The sequence below is a fragment of the Pseudomonas sp. ML2-2023-3 genome (genome assembly GCF_037055275.1).
Lineage (GTDB): Bacteria > Pseudomonadota > Gammaproteobacteria > Pseudomonadales > Pseudomonadaceae > Aquipseudomonas.
Genome location: NZ_CP146343.1, coordinates 4,200,679 through 4,216,524, shown reverse-complemented (window position 1 = coordinate 4,216,524; position 15,846 = coordinate 4,200,679). Strand labels below are relative to the sequence as shown.

Here is a 15,846-nt window from a genome sequence, read left to right as displayed (position 1 = left end):
AAGATAAGGACGGCAACCATGAGTGCTTTAACCTTGAAAGTCGCTTTAGACCTTACTGCTCAGGCCTTGAGCACAGGGCGCCAGATCAGCGCGGCACCGTTAACGGTGGCGGTGCTCGACAGTGGCGGACATCTGTTGGCGCTGCAGCGCGAGGATGGCGCCAGCCTGTTGCGTCCCAGCATCGCGATTGGCAAAGCCTGGGGCGCGATTGCCCTGGGCAAGGGCTCGCGTTTGCTGGCGCTCGACGCACAGCAGCGCCCGGCGTTTTATGCCGCCCTTAACGGGATGGGGCAGAGCGACGTCGTACCGGCGCCTGGTGGGGTGTTGATACGTGATCAATCGGGGCAAGTGGTCGGCGCGATCGGGATCAGCGGGGATACTTCGGACATTGACGAGCAGTGCGCGATCAGTGCAGTGGAAGCGCTGGGCTTGCGGGCGGATGCGGGGGTGGTGGTCTAAACGCAGAGACCGTATTGAGGCGGGGCGGGCCTTGTGGGAGCGGGCTTGCTCGCGATGCAAACGGCGCGGTCCCTCAGGAGTGCGCGGTGATGCCATCGCGAGCAAGCCCGCTCCCACAGGTTTCTAAGAGGGGCTCAGTCTGGAGTACAACCCTTGAGCACCAGCCGGATGATGGTCTGGGTCGCGGCTTCGTAGTCGCTGTCTTCGAGTTTGGCCTTGCCGGTGATGGCGGTGATCTGCCAGTCAAAATCGGCGTAGGTCTGGGTCGCCGCCCAGATGCTGAACATCAGGTGATGGGGGTCGATCGGGGCTATCTGGCCACGGTCGATCCAGATCTGGATGCAGTCGATGTTGTGCTTGGCCTGGACGTTGAGCTGTTCGACCTGTTTTTCGCTCAGGTGCGGGGCGCCGTGCATGATCTCGCTGGCAAACACCTTGGAGGCAAACGGCAAGTCGCGGGAAATGAGGATTTTTGAGCGGATGTAATTGCTCAGCACTTCGTTCGGTTCGCCATCGGCATTGAACGGTGTCGAAGCCCGCAGAATCGGGTCGATAATGCTCTCAAGTACCTCGCGATAGAGGTTTTCCTTGGATTTGAAGTAGTAGTAGACGTTGGGCTTGGGCACGCCTGCCTTGGCCGCGATGTCGCTGGTTTTGCTGGCGGCGAAACCCTTGTCAGCGAACTCTTCGCTGGCGGCACGCAAAATCAGTTCTTTATTACGCTCGCGGATACTGCTCATAAACCCGATATGTCCTTGCCTTCTGGGGCGGTCGGGCATGGTAGCACCGGGCTTGCAAGTGGCTCAAGATTGCAGCTTTCGGGCTGTCACGCGCTATGCTTGTGGCCATTCAATCCCAAAGGACGTTTTTCTATGGCTGGCAGTAGCTTGCTGATGTTGCTCGACGATATTGCCGCCGTGCTCGATGACGTCGCACTGATGACTAAAGTGGCCGCCAAAAAAACCGCCGGGGTGCTGGGCGACGATCTGGCACTCAACGCCCAGCAGGTCTCGGGCGTGCGGGCCGACCGGGAGTTGCCGGTGGTGTGGGCCGTGGCCAAGGGCTCGTTTCGCAATAAGCTGATCCTGGTGCCCGCAGCACTGGCCATCAGCGCATTTGCGCCGTGGGCGGTGACACCGTTGTTGATGGTGGGCGGTGCATATCTGTGTTTTGAGGGTTTTGAGAAGGTTGCCCATAGCCTCACACACAGCAAGGCTGACGCCCAAAACCAGCGCCAGGCATTGCAAGAGTCGCTGGCCGGCGCTGAAGTCGACCTGGCGGCGTTTGAAAAGGACAAGGTCAAGGGCGCAGTGCGCACGGACTTCATTCTGTCGGCCGAAATCATTGCCATCACCCTGGGAATCGTCTCCGAGTCACCGCTGATGCAGCAAGTGGTGGTGTTGTCGGGGATCGCGATTGTGATGACGATCGGCGTCTATGGCGTGGTGGGCGGTATCGTCAAGCTCGACGATGGTGGCTTGTACTTGAGCAAAAAAACCGGCGACGGTGCATGGCCGCGGTTCCAGCGCAGTTTTGGCCGCGGCGTGTTGAGCGCTGCGCCTTACATGATGAAAAGCCTGACAGTGATCGGCACGGCGGCGATGTTTATGGTCGGCGGCGGCATCCTGACCCATGGCGTGCCGGCGCTGCATCACTGGGTTGAAGGCGTGGCGCAAGGCAGCGCGCAATGGCTGGGCGTGGCCTCGGCAATCGTGCCGACCTTGCTCAACGCCGTGGCCGGCATTATTGCCGGCGCAGTGGTGCTGGCGGTGGTGTCTGGTGTGAGCAAGGTCTGGCGTACGGTCAAAGGCTAGGCCGCTATGGCGCGGGGTACGGTGCTGTCCTGCAGCAGGCGGTAGCCGAGCACGGCGAACAGCACCATCACGCCACCGGCAGCCAGGGACACGGTAAAGCCCGCCTGGGCGCCGTAAGCGTCCACCACCCAGCCACCCAGGACGGCGCCAAGGGCAACCCCCATGCCCAGGCCGGTAATCATCCAGGTCAGGCCCTCGGTCAGTTTGGCGGGCGGTACGATGTTTTCCACCAGGCCCATGGCGGTGATCAGGGTTGGCGCAAAAAACAGCCCGGCGACCAGCATCCCCAAGGCCAGCGTGGCGACGCTGTCGACCCACATCAGTGGCACCATCGTGACCGATGTGGCCAGTGCCCCCAGCACAAACAGTTTGGGCAGCGGCATGTTCAGTTTGAGCGTGCCGAAGATCAGCCCGGCGACACAGGAACCGAAGGCGTACATCGACAGTACGATGCTGGCAGCCGCAGGCTGGCCCTGTTGCTGGGCAAAGGCCACGCTGACCACGTCCACTGTGCCTACAATCGTCCCCAGCCCAAGCAAGGCCAGCAGCAGGATCACCACGGCGCCCTGGCGCAGTACGCTGCCACCGTGTTCGTTGCTGCGCGGATGTACCGGAGGTTCGGTTTTGCGTTGCAGCACAAACACGCTGACGCCAATGGCCAGCAGGATGGCTGCCGCCAGTGGCCCGGCCTGGGGGAACAGGGCGACGCTCAGGCCTACGGAAATCGGCGGGCCGATAATGAAGCTGACCTCATCGAGTACCGACTCGAATGAAAACGCGGTGTGCAATTTGGGCGAGCCGCGGTACAGCTCGGTCCAGCGTGCCCGGACCATCGCCGACATGCTGGGCATGCAGCCCGACAGTGCGGCGAACACAAACAGCGTCCAGTCCGGCGCGCCAAAGTGGCTGCACAGCAGCAGGGCCAGCAGGCCGCTGACGCCAATGGCGGTGACGCCTGGCAGGATACGGCTCTGGCCGTAGCGGTCGACCCAGCGTGAGATCTGCGGCGCCAGCAGGGCAGTGGCCAGGGCAAAGGTGGCGGCCACGCCGCCGGCCAGCCAATAGGAGCCCTGCAACTGCGCAAGCATGGTGATTATGCCGATGCCGACCATGGATATCGGCATCCGTGCGATCAGGCCCGCGCCGCTGAAAGCCTTGGTGCCGGGGGCGCTGAAAATCTCGCGATAAGGGTTAGCCATACAAGCTCCGGAACATTGGGTGGACACACTTTGATTCTGTAGTCGCTGCCGCAGGCTGCGAAGGGTTGCTCTGCAACCCGTTTTCCAAAACGCTCCGCGGCTCCCTTCGCAGCCTGCGGCAGCGACTACATATTTTCGTGAATGCTACATACGCGGCGTATGTAGAAATATACGCATACATGGCGTATGTCAATTAACATACGTCGTGTATCCCAAATTAAAGGTGGCAGGCATGGCGCCCAAAGCGCGGTCGCAAATGATCGAAGAAACCCGTGGCAAGCTGCTTGAAGCTGCACGGCTGGCCTTTGGTTCGGTGGGCTACGCCCAGACCTCGATGGATGAGTTGACGGCTTCGGTGGGCTTGACGCGCGGCGCGCTGTATCACCATTTCGGTGACAAGAAGGGTTTGTTTCAGGCGGTGGCCCAGCAAATCGATGCCGAGCTGGATGCGCAACTGGCTCAGGTGCTTGAGCAAGCCGACAGCCAGTGGCAAGGGTTTCAGGATCAGTGCCGGCTGTATCTGGAGATGGCTCTGCAAATCGAAGTGCAGCGTATTTTGTTGCGGGATGCGCCTTCGGTGCTGGGCTCGCAATACGTGCAGAACACTCAGTCAGTGTGCTGTCTGTCGATGGCGGCGATGCTGCAGGGCTTGATGGATACACACGTGATTCAACGCACCGACCCCGAGGCGTTGGCGCGCCTGATTCAGGGCGGCTTGATGGATGCGTCGTTCTGGATTGCCGAGGCCGACAACCCGCCGCAGCGTCTGGCGGCTGCGCTGGACAGTCTGGACCTGATGCTGCGGGGTTTGTTGCAGGTGCCCCAGGCGCGATAAGGCGCCCGGGGCTCGCGCATCAGAAGTGGTACTTGACCAGCAGGCTCGCAGTGTCCTGGTTGGTTTTGAATGAACCGCTGTCTTCGATGCCGTACTTGTTTTTCCAGTAGTCGTATTCAACGCCGACGTACAACTGCTTGGCGCCCCAGCTCAATGCCTTGCCCAGGTCATATTTGATCTGCGGGTTGAAGTGCAGGTTGGCGTGGTAGGTGCCGCGTGAGTTCTGGTCGTTGTCCACCACCCAGTCCATGTAGCCGTCGATCAGCACATCGGAATTGCCCAGGGGCAGGGTGTAGGACCACACCGGGGTGATCTGCCAGACGCCTTTGCCAGCACGGTTGCCTTCAGGGAAGCGCTGGTAGAAGTTCAACTGGAAGTAGTCAAAACCCGGCACGTTCAGGTCGAAACCCGGGCCGATCAGGTAGGCCTCGGTGTCGCCTTCGCCAAACTCGTAAGTCATGGCCAGCAGCACGTCTTTGATCGGGCCAAATTCAAACTTCTGGTCGAAGATTTTGCCGAACGACAAACGAGGCGTGAACTCGCCGTAATAGGTGTTCGGGCCAACGTTACCGTCTTCTTTGCCGTTGTAGAAAATGCGGTCGAGGAAGAAGAAGTTATCGCCGTACTTCCAGCTGTCAGCATGCTCGAAGGTGAGGGTTTGCTGAATCTTTGGATTGACCTGGAAGTCCTTGCCATACAAGTAAGTCAGGCTGTTGGTTTGCCATTGCAGCAGGTCGCCGGCGACTGCCGGAGCCCCGCCCAACATGCTCCCCGCAAGCATCAGGCTGGTAAGAGTGCGCTTCATTCGGTTAGCTCCAAAAAAGTAAAAAGTCGTGCAGTAGTGAGAACGTGGCGCTCTGTATTGGCGCCTTGGTCCGTGCTTTAAAACAGTCAGTAAGCCTTTGATTTAAAGGTTTAAAGTTGCCTCTTGAGTCAACTTTAAATATTACTGGCGTTCGAGCGGGCGCGGAGAATACTGGCTCAGGCGTTTGCACTCAAGCGCTCTGTTATCACCCTGGGTGAGGGACAACAGAGCGTGCACTGTCTTTAACTTAAAAGTGGACTTTGATCAGGGCGCTGGCGGTGTTCTGGTTGGTGTCCAGGCGGCTGCTGCTTTCGATGCCGTACTTGTCCTTCCAGTAGCTGTATTCAATACCGACATACAGCTGTTTTTCACCCAGGTTCAGGGCCTTGCCCAGGTCATATTTGATCTGGGGGTTGAAGTGCAGGTTGGCGTGATAGGTGCCGCGTGAGTTCTGGTCATTGTCCACCACCCAGTCCATGTAGCCGTCGATCAGCAGGTTGGAACGGCCCATGGGGATGGTGTAGGAAAACGACGGGGTGATCTGCCAAACCCCGGTACCAGGGCGCGGCCCTTCGGTATGACGACGATAGAAATTAAGGGTGAAGTAGTTAAAGCCCGGCACCGCCAGATCAAAGCCGGGGCCGATCAGATACGCCTCGCTGTCGCCTTCGCCGTACTCATAGGTCATGGCCAGCAGCACGTCCTTGATCGGGCCGTACTCAAGCGTGCGGTCGAAGATCTTGCCGAACGACAGGCGTGGGCTGAACTCGCCGTAGTAGGTGTGCGGGCCTTTGTTGGGGTCATCCTTGCCGTTGTAGAAAATGCGGTCGACAAACAGGAAGTTGTCGCCGTATTTCCATTTGTCGGCATGTTCGAAAGTGACGGTTTGCTGGATCGAAGGGTTGATCGCGAAATTCTTGCCGTACAGGTAAGTCAGGCTGTTGGTTTGCCACAGAAACAGATCCCCCGCCATTGCCTGGCTGGCAGCCAGAAACCCACCCGCGAGCGTGACGCCCCAGTGTTTGCAGTTCATGGATAACTCCCTTTTATTATTGTTTTGTGTCAGATGCTGGCAAATCTGTGGGAGCGGGGTTGCTCGCGACTCAGGCACTGCGGTTGTTCAGGTAAACCGCGGTGATCCGATCGCGAGCAACCCCGCTCCCACAGGTCAGTGCTGATGCACGTGCCCGCTCATGGCTGCGCGCTCGGCGCCGCCCAGTACGTTGAACATCAGGTTCAGGCATACCGCGCTGACGGCGGCCATGGCGATGCCGCTGTGGGTGATGGGGTCCATCCACAGTGGCAGGTGGGCGAAGAACTCGGGGCGTACCACCGGGATCAGGCCCATGCCGATGCTGACGGCCACCAGCAATTGATTGCGGCGGTCGGCAATGTCGGCTTCCTGGAGGATCTTGATGCCTGTGGCCGCGACCATGCCGAACATGGCGATGGCGGCGCCACCCAAAACTGCAGGCGGAATCGAGGCCACCAGATACGCCGCCTTGGGCAGCAGGCTCAGGGTGATCAGAAAGACACCGGCCATGATCGTCACCGAGCGGCAACGCACGCCGGTCATCTGTACCAGACCAATGTTCTGGGCGAATGAGGAGTGGGTAAAGGTGTTGAAGAAACCTGCAATGAACGACGCCCCGGCATCACACAGCAAGCCGCGACGCAGCATGCGTGGAGTGACTTCCTGGTCGGTGATTTTGCCCAGTGCCAGGAACATCCCGGTGGACTCGACAAAAATGATCACCACCACCAGGCACATCGAGAGGATCGGGGCCAGATGAAATTCCGGCATGCCGAAGTGCAGCGGCGTGACGACCTGAAGCCAGGGGGTGTTGTCCAGGCCGGAGAGGTCGACCATGCCAATGGCGCCTGACAGGACATAGCCCAGGGCCATGCCGATCAATACCGAAATGTTGACCCAGAAGCCACGCATGAAGCGGTTGATCAGCAGGATGGTTCCCAGCACCAGTGCCGCAATGGCCAGGTACGTCGGGGAACCGAACTGCGCAGCAGCACTGCCGCCACCGGCCCAGTTGACCGCAACGGGGAACAGGGACAGGCCGATCGATGTAATCACGGTGCCGGTGACCAGGGGTGGAAAGAAGCGAACCACCTTGGACATGAACGGCGCAATGATCATCCCGAAAAAGCCTGCGGCGATGGTCGCGCCGAAGATCCCGGTCAGGCCGATGCCCGGCATCCCGGCCATTGCCACCATACTGCCGACGGCCGCAAAGCTGGCCCCCATCATGACCGGCATGCGAATACCCATGGGGCCGATCCCCAACGATTGCACGATGGTGGCGACACCCGCCACCAGCAGGTCGGCGTTGATCAAAAAGGCGATTTCTTCCCGACTCAGGCCTGCGGCCTGTCCGATGATCAGCGGCACGGCCACGGCGCCGCCATACATCAGCAGCACATGCTGCAAACCGACCAGGATCAGTTGCAGCATGGGTAGCCGCGCCAGCGGGGGCGGCGCGGTTATGGCGGGTATGCGCGGTTCGGTTAAATCGGACATGCAACACCTCGGTCATTTTTTATTGTTGTGAGCTAGTGGTGTGTACTTGCGGGCGCAACCAGGCTGCGCCCGCAAAGTATGTGCATCAGTTGGTCTGGGCTCCCGCACTGATCCAGGCGCCAATCAGGTCACGTTCCTGCTGGGTCATCTGGGTGATGTTGCCCAGCGGCATGATCGGGGTGGCGACGGCCTGGGCCTGAATACGTGGGGCCATGAGCTTGATCTGCTGCGCGGTGTCGAACATCACGCCTGCCGGGGCTGCACTGAACAGCGGGCTGGTAGGGGTGGCGGAATGACAGACCGTGCAGCGTTCCTGGATCACCGAATGGACCTTCTCGAAATCGATGGTGGCCACCGGTGCTGCCGGGGCAGCGGGCGCGGTGACCGGGGCCGGAGCATCCGCGGCTTTGACACCGCCCAGCGCGGTTTCTGGAAGCGGCTGGTACTTGATGACCTTGGCCGTTTCGGGCGCGGTCGACACCGGTTTTGGCCCGGTGACGTAAGCCAGGCAGATCATGCCCAGCGCTGCCACAGGCAAGGTCCAGGCATATTTGTGGCTGTCGTGACGGGTGTTGAAGTAATGACGCACCAACACCGCCAGCACCGCAATCCCGGCCAGGATCAGCCAGTTGTACTGGCTGCCATAGGTGCTCGGGAAGTGGTTGCTGATCATGATGAACAGCACCGGCAAGGTGAAGTAGTTGTTGTGTCGCGAACGCAGCAGTCCTTTGGCCGGAAGGGCTGGATCGGGGCTGCGGCCTTCCTTGATCGCGGCTACCAGAGCGCGTTGTGCGGGCATGATGGTGCGGAACACGTTACCGACCATGATGGTGCCGATAATGGCGCCCACATGCAGGTAAGCACCGCGCCCGCTGAACACCTTGCTCAGGCCGAACGCTGCCGCAACCAGCAACACAAACAGGACGAAACCGAGCAACGCCGGGCGCTTGCCCAGGGCGGAGTCGCAGAGAAAGTCGTAAATGAACCAGCCGGCGATCAGCGAACCGATCCCGATGGCCACTGCTTCGGGACCGCTCAGGCTGCTGCCGGGAGCAATCAGGTACAGCGCGGGGTTGAAGTAGAAGACCAGGCAGAGCAGGGCGATGCCTGACATCCAGGTGAAATAGGCTTCCCATTTAAACCAGTGCAGGTTTTCCGGCATGGTGGGTGGGGCCAGCTTGTATTTTTCGAGGTGGTAAATGCCTCCGCCGTGAATCGCCCATAGATCGCCTGCCAGGCCATCCTTGGGGTTGGCACGGTTGAGATTGTTCTCCAGCCAGACGAAATAAAACGATGCGCCGATCCAGGCCACACCAGTGATCATATGAATCCAGCGCACGCTCAGATTCAGCCATTCCATTAGATGTGCTTCCACAGTCTTTACCTCTTGCCCGTCACTCTTTTATGAGTGTTGGACCTTCTCTTATTGGTGGGGGGCGAGGAACAGCAACTGATCCTCTTTAAAGAAATGCTCATCGCAGTTATTGCCTGTGCCACTGCGATCAACCACCAGGAAGTCATCCCGCTTTTCGATCGTCAGCACCGGATGGTGCCAAACGCCGCGATGGTAATTAATGCCCTGCCTGCCATTACTGACAAAGGCGCGGACCAAGCCTGATACAGGTTCATCGCCAAGTGGCGCGACCACGATCAGAAAGGGGTTGCCGAGCAGCGGTATAAACGCCTGGCTGCCCAGCGGATGGCGCTCCAGCATGCGAACGGTAAATGGCATGTCCTGCGCCTCGGCGCGGAAAATGCTGATGATCGCCTTGTCTTCTGGCGTAGCCGTTTCGACTTCTGCCAGACGGTGAAAGCGCATGGTCGAACCGTTATTGATCATGAAGTGGTCGCTGCCATCGGTTTCAATCACATCGCCGAAAGGGGCGAAGGCTTCTTTGGTCAGCGGTTCAATCATCAATGTGCGCATGGTGGTCTTCTTATTCGGGTTTCTGTCAGGTCATCGTGTTGCTTTTGTTGTCGCTGCCGCAGGCTGCGAGTGAGATAACGGGTTGCTCCGCAACCCTTCGCAGCCTGCGGCAGCGACTACAGGCTCAGCATTACTTCGCTACTTTGCCCAGTACGCGAATGCGGCTTACACCACCGTCCGGGAACAGGTTCAGGCGAATATGGGTAATCGGGCCGAGGTTTTTGAGTTGCTCGCTGTAGGTGTGCTCAGCGTGCATTTCCATTTTTTGACTCGGCAGCAGCTCACGCCAGAACAGCGACTGGGTTTCGATCTGGCTGTCGGTACCGCCCTTGACGAACGCGCCCTGGATCGAGCAGCTGTCGGGGTAGTTGCCTTTGAAGTGCAGGGTGTCGACGATGATTTTTTCAATCTCGCCTGCATGGCCCAGCGCCACGATGACCCAGTCATTGCCCGGAGTACGGCGGCGTGCGGTTTCCCAACCGTCGCCCATGTTGATGCCGCGGCCCGGGTTGAGGATGTTGCTCATGCGGCCGAAGTGCTCGTCGGAGCAGGCGAGGGCGCGGCCACCGTTGAGGGCGGCTGCCAGGTCGATCTGCTCGTTGTCACCCACTGCCGACCAGTCACGGAACGGCACGCCATACACGCGCAGACGCGCTACGCCGCCATCCGGGTAGATGTTGAAGCGCAGGTGGCTGAAGGCCTGGTCATTGCTGATTTCGTGGTAGTGATGGCTGTTGCCTTGCAGCTCGACAGCCGACAGCACTTCAACCCACTGGGTGTTTTCGTTGGGTTCGCCCGAGGCCAGGAAACAGGCTTCCAGCGAGGCAGACGGCGGAAAGTTGCCGGTGAAGAATGAAGTGTCGATGTCCACACCCTTGATCGAGCCCGGAACGCCCAGGCGGATCACTGCGCTGTCATAGCCTTCGAAGCGCTTGCGGCGGGACTCCCAGCCGTCCATCCACTTGCCGTTGTCATCGAAAACGCCCTCCTTCCATACGGCCGGGGTCGGCTGGAACAGGCGGTTGGCGTCGGCGAACCAGTCATCGGTGACCGAAACGATTTTGGTGCCCAGGCGGGCATCGGCCAGGTTGACGAACTTCTCGAAAGGTACGGCGTAAGCTTTCATTCTTCTTGTCTGCCTTTAATTAAGTGGCTGGAGATGCGTCACCGGCACGTGCCGGTTCGGCTTAGAGCTGGAGTAATCGGAACAGGGCAATCTTGTTGATTTCTGCCAACGCGCATTTGAACTCGACGTCTGCCGGGTTATGGATGCGGGTCTCGAACGCGGCGAGGATCTGGTGCCGGTCGCTGCCTTTTACCGCCATGATGAAGGGAAACTTGAACTTGGCTTTATAGGCCTCGTTCAGCTCGGTGAAGCGTTGAAACTCTTCGGCCGTGCATTGGTGAATACCGGCGCCAGCTTGTTCATGGGTGCTGGCTTCGGTGAGTTGGCCCTGGACGGCTGCTTTGCCGGCCAGGTCCGGGTGAGCATTGATCAATGCCAGCTGGCTGGCGTGATCGGCGCTCAACAAAATGTCACTCATGCGCTGGTGCAGGGTTTCGATGGTGTCGACGCTGCTGTCCAGGCCCAGGTCGCAGGCTTTTTCGGCTACCCAGGGCGAGTGTTCGTAGATATCGGCAAAGGCTGCCACGAACGCTTCACGGCTCAGTTGTGAAGGCTTGAGGGTCTTGAAGGCGCTCATTTGGCGGTCTCTGCAACAAAAGGGTGGGTGGCGTGCCAGTGGCGGGCGATGTCCACGCGGCGGGTGAACCAGACCTGTTCATGACCCTTGGCGTATTCAATGAAACGCTTGAGGGCGGCGAGACGCGCAGGGCGGCCAATGAGGCGGCAATGCAGGCCGATGGATAGCATTTTCGGCGACTCTGCGCCTTCGGCGTACAGCACATCGAAAGCATCCTTGAGGTACTGGAAAAATTGCTCGCCGGTATTGAAACCCTGCACCTGGGTGAAGCGCATGTCATTGGTGTCCAGGGTGTAAGGGATCACCAGATGCGGCTTGCCGGTAGGGTTGTTGGGCTCCCAGTAGGGCAGGTCGTCGTCATAGGTGTCGCAGTCGTACAGGAAACCGCCTTCTTCCATCACCAGGCGCCGGGTATTGGGGCCGGTGCGGCCGGTGTACCAGCCCAGGGGGCGTTCACCGCTGATTTCGGTGAGGATGCGGATGGCTTCGAGCATGTGTTCACGCTCAAGGGCTTCATCCATGTACTGGTAGTCGATCCAGCGATACCCGTGGCTGCAAATCTCATGCCCGGCAGCAACCATGGCGCGGATCACGTCCGGGTGGCGCTGGGCGGCCATTGCCACGGCAAATATGGTCAGCGGGATGTCGAATTCGCGAAACAGTTTGAGTACACGCCACACGCCTGCGCGGCTGCCGTACTCGTACAAGGACTCCATGCTCATGTTGCGCTCGCCTTGCAACGGCTGCGCCGAGACCATTTCGGACAGGAACGCTTCAGATTCCTTGTCGCCGTGCAGGATGTTGCGCTCGCCGCCTTCTTCGTAGTTGAGTACGAAAGACAGGGCGATACGGGCGTTGTCCGGCCAATGCGGGTGCGGAGGGTTTGGACCGTAACCAATCAGGTCGCGTGGGTAGTCAGCGCTCACTACAGTCTTCCTTATTGTTTGTGTTAACAGTCGATTGGCCAGACCTGGCGTCACTGCGATGGCTTGATTGTATACAACTTTATAATCTATTTGTAACCCTGATTTTTTCTATTTCTACCATGCTTCGCGCCTGAAAGGTACTTGCAAGAAACCTGCCTGATTGGTCAGCTTATGGATAAGAAGTCTGCTAACCCTGCGGCTTTGACAGGAAATACCGTGCAGGCGGTGCGGCTCAAGGGCTGGCTGAAATTGTGCTTTTTAATTGTGTACAATTTTTTTGATAAATGTCTTAATCGTGTTCTCGCTGATGCTTTTGGTGCGCCAAAGGGGTGCAGTGGCCATTTTTTTCACCGACTCGGGAGGTCGCACAATCTATGGGACGTTTGACTACGCACGTTTTGGATGCCGCACATGGCTGTCCGGGCAGCTCGATCAAGGTCGAGTTGTATCGGGTTGAAGGTTCGGGGCTGGAGTTGGTCGCTACAGCGCTGACCAATAGCGATGGCCGCTGCGACGCGCCGTTGCTGGAAGGGGATACGTACCGTTCGGGGGTTTACCAGGTGCAGTTCAGTGCCGGTGATTACTACCGCGCGCGGGGTGTGAAATTGCCGGAGCCGGCGTTTCTGGACGTGGTGGTACTGCGTTTCGGGATCAGTTCCGAGCAGGATCACTACCATGTACCGCTACTGATTTCGCCGTACAGCTACTCGACCTATCGCGGTAGCTAGAAGATATCGATCTGCGCATGTGGTTATTTGCCCGCTCACACTGCGGGCTTTTTTTTGCCTGTCTACACATGACTTGTGGGGGCGGGCTTGCTTGCGATGGCATCGACGCGGTCATCCAGACACACGGCGGCGCTTGTATCGCGAGCAAGCCCGCTCCCACACAGGCGGTGCTGTATCAGCGGCTTAGCAGTGACGCCGTTCCCGCTACACCAAACAACCCGGCGCTGATGCGGTTGAACCAGCTCTGGCCCTTGCCGCTGCGCAGATAACCCGCCGCACCATGGGCGCCAAGGCCGTAGGCCAGCTTGCACAGCAGGTCGAGTACGGTCCAGGTGGCGATCATCACCAGCAACTGGTTAAGGAAGGGCAGGTCAGGGTTGAGGAACTGCGGAAGGAAGGCAGCAAAGAACAAAATGTCTTTCGGATTGCTGGCGCCCAGTACAAACGCGCGCCCGAACAGGGCGCTGAAGCGCGGTTTTGGTGCGGCTTCAGGCACGTTGGTGACCGTGGCCGGCTGGCGCGATTGTTTCCAGCTTTGCCAGGCCAGATAAAACAGATACAACGCGCCGACGATTTTCAGGGCGCTGAAGAGTTTTTCCGAGGCCAGCAACAAAGCCCCCAAACCCAGTGCCGAAGCACTGAGCAGGCAAATCGAGGCAAATACACCCCCCAGAAATGCCGGGTAAGAACGGCGCAAGCCGTAGTTCAAACTGTTGCTGATCATCAATAACGACAAAGGCCCCGGAATCAGGATTACCACCAATGCCGCGCTGCTGAACAGCAGCCAGGTTTCCAGACTCATCACTTCCTCCCATAGCACAAAGACCCCGCGTCATTGGCGGGGCCGGTTGATATCGCCCGGTTTACAGGTAAATAAACTTGGCGATGAAAATAGCGCAGAGCACCCACAGGCTGACAGAAATTTCGCGGTATTTACCGGTGCCTGCCTTGAGTGCGACATAGCTGATAAAGCCCAGGGCAATCCCGTCGGCGACCGAGAAGGTCATTGGCATCATGATCATGGTCACAATGGCCGGGATGCAGTCGGTGGGTTCGTCCCAGTTGATGTGCTGCATGCCGCCCATCATCAGCATCGCGACGTAAATCAGGGCGCCTGCTGTGGCATAAGCGGGGATCATGCCAGCCAGGGGGGCGAAGAACATCGCGGCAACAAACAGCACGCCCACGGTGACGGCGGTGAGCCCGGTCCGACCGCCTGCCGCGACCCCTGCGGCGCTTTCGACATAGCTGGTCACGGGCGGCACGCCAACCACGGCGCCGAACACGCTTGAGGCGCTGTCAGCCTTGAGTGCCCTGGACAGGTTTTCGATCTTGCCGTCAGCCTTGACCAGGCCGGCACGCTGGGCCACGCCCATCAAGGTGCCGGCAGTGTCGAACATGTGTACAAACAGGAAGGCCAGCACCACGCTGATCATGCTGATATTGAACACACCCTTGAGGTCCATCGCCATCCAGGTCGGAGCCAGGCTTGGCGGCGCAGACATGATGCCGTTGTAGTGCACCAGATCCAGGCCCCAGCCCGCGAGAGTGACGGCGATAATGCTGATCAGGATCGCGCCGAACACGCGGTGGTAGCTAAGAATCGCAATCATCAAAAAGCACACGGCGGCCAGCAACGGCGCCGGGTCGCGCAGGGAGCCGAGCTTGATCAGGGTGGCCGGGCTATCGACGATGATGCCCGAGGTTTTCAGGCCGATGATTCCCAGAAACAAACCGACCCCCGCACCCATTGCATAACGCAGGCTGGCAGGAATGCTGTTGAGCAGCCATTCGCGCACCCGTGACAGGGTCAGAATCAGAAACAGTACGCCAGAGACAAAGACCGCGCCCAGGGCGGTCTCCCAGCTGTAGCCCATCGTCCCGACCACCGTGTAGGTGAAGAACGCATTCAGGCCCATGCCTGGCGCCAGGCCTACTGGCCAGTTGGCGTAGAGCCCCATTAACAGGCTGCCCAGGGCAGCGGCGATGCAGGTCGCCACAAAGGCTGCGCCGTGATCAATGCCCGCGTCGGCCATGATGTTGGGGTTGACGAAGATGATGTAGGCCATGGTGATAAAGGTGGTCAGCCCGGCGATCAGCTCGGTCCTGACCGTGGTGCCATGCAGCGACAGTTTGAACAGGCGCTCCAGCCAGCCGCGGGAGGAGGGGGGAGAAAGTTCAACGGCGGGTACTTCTGACTTTTGGCTGTCCACGGTTTTTCCTCAGGCTTTTATTGTTTTTAAGGGCACTGGTGAGGCACGCAGCATTTTTCTGACCTTTGGGTCAAGAATGCAGGCGAGATGAATTATGCTTTTGTATACAAAAAAAGCAAATAATGTTTTCTGGATTGTGGCCGAAAGTGATGGGTGGAAGTGGGCTTGTTGTGGGAGCCCTGCTCCAGTATCCAGGCTAGGGCTGGCGGCTTTGGCCCAGGGCATGATTGATTGCCAGCCAGCCATTGACGGCGTCGTCACCGGCCTGGGCGAACACCCGTTGCAGCAGTTTGACCTGCTCGCGGCGCAGGTTTTTCTCGAAGGTGACGCCGTCAGCGGTCAGCTCCAGCAGGCGTTTGCGCTTGTCGGTCTCGGGCGCGACGCTGCGCACCAGATCCATTTCGATCAGCTGGCGTAATGGCGTATTGAGGGCTTGTTTGCTTACGCCCAGCAGCGTCAGCAGTTCCTTGACGCTTACACCGGGATGGTGGGCGATAAAAAAAACGATGCGCTGATGCACCCGGCTCAGCCCACGGCGCGCCAGCATTTCGTCTGCCTTGGCAGTAAACGCTTGATAGCCAAAGAAGAAGGCTTCCATGGCGGCACGCTGAGTGGTCGGATTTTTAAGGTCAAGCATATTGACGTATCTAGGCTTCGCGGCGTAGTTTCGGTCAACCAGTTTGACTTATTTCCAATTACTTCCG

General features: G+C 59.0%; 17 protein-coding genes. 4 read left to right on the top strand and 13 right to left on the bottom strand.

Annotated features, from left to right (window positions below; genetic code table 11):
- Positions 1–18: 18 nt before the first annotated feature.
- The gene (locus V6P94_RS19400; RefSeq protein WP_048360808.1) at positions 19–459 is read left to right on the top strand and encodes a heme-binding protein; all 441 of its coding nucleotides are present in this window, start codon (positions 19–21) and stop codon (positions 457–459) included.
- A 134-nt stretch (positions 460–593) separates the two neighbouring features.
- Here the strand turns inward: V6P94_RS19400 and V6P94_RS19395 are convergent, their stop codons facing one another.
- A complete protein-coding gene (locus V6P94_RS19395; RefSeq protein ID WP_219261031.1) occupies positions 594–1,199 on the bottom strand; it encodes a TetR/AcrR family transcriptional regulator in 606 nt (201 codons plus the stop codon).
- A gap of 132 nt (positions 1,200–1,331) precedes the next feature.
- Between V6P94_RS19395 and V6P94_RS19390 the strand changes: the two genes are divergently transcribed.
- Positions 1,332–2,273 (top strand): DUF808 domain-containing protein, encoded by a 942-nt coding sequence (locus tag V6P94_RS19390; protein WP_326397664.1) that lies wholly within the window; start codon positions 1,332–1,334, stop codon positions 2,271–2,273.
- On the opposite strand, the gene V6P94_RS19385 is transcribed toward V6P94_RS19390, so the two are convergent.
- Positions 2,270–3,472 carry an MFS transporter gene (locus V6P94_RS19385; protein WP_326397665.1) on the bottom strand — a complete coding sequence of 401 codons (1,203 nt, stop codon included), beginning with the start codon at positions 3,470–3,472 and terminating at the stop codon, positions 2,270–2,272. The two genes, V6P94_RS19390 and V6P94_RS19385, sit on opposite strands and share 4 nt — an antisense overlap.
- 232 nt (positions 3,473–3,704) lie before the next feature.
- Between V6P94_RS19385 and V6P94_RS19380 the strand changes: the two genes are divergently transcribed.
- Entirely contained in the window at positions 3,705–4,307 is a 603-nt protein-coding gene (locus V6P94_RS19380; protein ID WP_133076054.1) for a TetR/AcrR family transcriptional regulator, read from the top strand.
- A 19-nt stretch (positions 4,308–4,326) separates the two neighbouring features.
- Here V6P94_RS19380 and V6P94_RS19375 read toward each other — a convergent pair whose 3' ends face one another.
- The 8 genes from V6P94_RS19375 to puuE all read right to left on the bottom strand — a co-directional run bounded on the left by V6P94_RS19375 (position 4,327) and on the right by puuE (position 12,201).
- Positions 4,327–5,112: an outer membrane protein OmpK gene (locus tag V6P94_RS19375; protein ID WP_133076055.1), complete on the bottom strand. Its 786-nt coding sequence runs from the start codon at positions 5,110–5,112 to the stop codon at positions 4,327–4,329.
- Positions 5,113–5,359: 247 nt separating this feature from the next.
- Complete coding sequence (locus tag V6P94_RS19370) at positions 5,360–6,145, bottom strand: outer membrane protein OmpK (protein WP_133076056.1); 786 nt, start codon at positions 6,143–6,145, stop codon at positions 5,360–5,362.
- A gap of 135 nt (positions 6,146–6,280) precedes the next feature.
- The gene (locus V6P94_RS19365; protein ID WP_133076057.1) at positions 6,281–7,645 is read right to left on the bottom strand and encodes a solute carrier family 23 protein; all 1,365 of its coding nucleotides are present in this window, start codon (positions 7,643–7,645) and stop codon (positions 6,281–6,283) included.
- An 85-nt stretch (positions 7,646–7,730) separates the two neighbouring features.
- Positions 7,731–9,020 (bottom strand): urate hydroxylase PuuD, encoded by a 1,290-nt coding sequence (locus V6P94_RS19360; protein WP_326397666.1) that lies wholly within the window; start codon positions 9,018–9,020, stop codon positions 7,731–7,733.
- 48 nt (positions 9,021–9,068) lie between these two features.
- Positions 9,069–9,572: an ureidoglycolate lyase gene (locus V6P94_RS19355; RefSeq protein WP_133076059.1), complete on the bottom strand. Its 504-nt coding sequence runs from the start codon at positions 9,570–9,572 to the stop codon at positions 9,069–9,071.
- Positions 9,573–9,702: 130 nt separating this feature from the next.
- A complete protein-coding gene (gene alc, locus V6P94_RS19350; protein ID WP_019826615.1) occupies positions 9,703–10,698 on the bottom strand; it encodes an allantoicase in 996 nt (331 codons plus the stop codon).
- Between the two features lie 61 nt (positions 10,699–10,759).
- The gene (gene uraD, locus V6P94_RS19345; RefSeq protein WP_133076060.1) at positions 10,760–11,275 is read right to left on the bottom strand and encodes a 2-oxo-4-hydroxy-4-carboxy-5-ureidoimidazoline decarboxylase; all 516 of its coding nucleotides are present in this window, start codon (positions 11,273–11,275) and stop codon (positions 10,760–10,762) included.
- A complete protein-coding gene (puuE, locus tag V6P94_RS19340; RefSeq protein WP_133076061.1) occupies positions 11,272–12,201 on the bottom strand; it encodes an allantoinase PuuE in 930 nt (309 codons plus the stop codon). The genes uraD and puuE overlap by 4 nt, the downstream gene beginning before the upstream one ends.
- Before the next feature lie 374 nt (positions 12,202–12,575).
- On the opposite strand from puuE, the gene uraH reads away from it, so the two are divergent.
- On the top strand, positions 12,576–12,929 hold the full coding sequence (uraH, locus tag V6P94_RS19335) for a hydroxyisourate hydrolase (protein ID WP_133076062.1): 354 nt from the start codon (positions 12,576–12,578) through the stop codon (positions 12,927–12,929).
- A gap of 175 nt (positions 12,930–13,104) precedes the next feature.
- Here uraH and V6P94_RS19330 read toward each other — a convergent pair whose 3' ends face one another.
- The 3 genes from V6P94_RS19330 to V6P94_RS19320 form a co-directional block, all read right to left on the bottom strand.
- On the bottom strand, positions 13,105–13,731 hold the full coding sequence (locus V6P94_RS19330; RefSeq protein WP_019826607.1) for a LysE family translocator: 627 nt from the start codon (positions 13,729–13,731) through the stop codon (positions 13,105–13,107).
- 61 nt (positions 13,732–13,792) lie between these two features.
- Positions 13,793–15,142, bottom strand: a complete 1,350-nt coding sequence (locus V6P94_RS19325; RefSeq protein WP_219261035.1) for an NCS2 family permease — start codon at positions 15,140–15,142, stop codon at positions 13,793–13,795.
- A 196-nt stretch (positions 15,143–15,338) separates the two neighbouring features.
- Positions 15,339–15,779 (bottom strand): MarR family winged helix-turn-helix transcriptional regulator, encoded by a 441-nt coding sequence (locus tag V6P94_RS19320; protein WP_019826601.1) that lies wholly within the window; start codon positions 15,777–15,779, stop codon positions 15,339–15,341.
- Positions 15,780–15,846 lie beyond the last annotated feature (67 nt).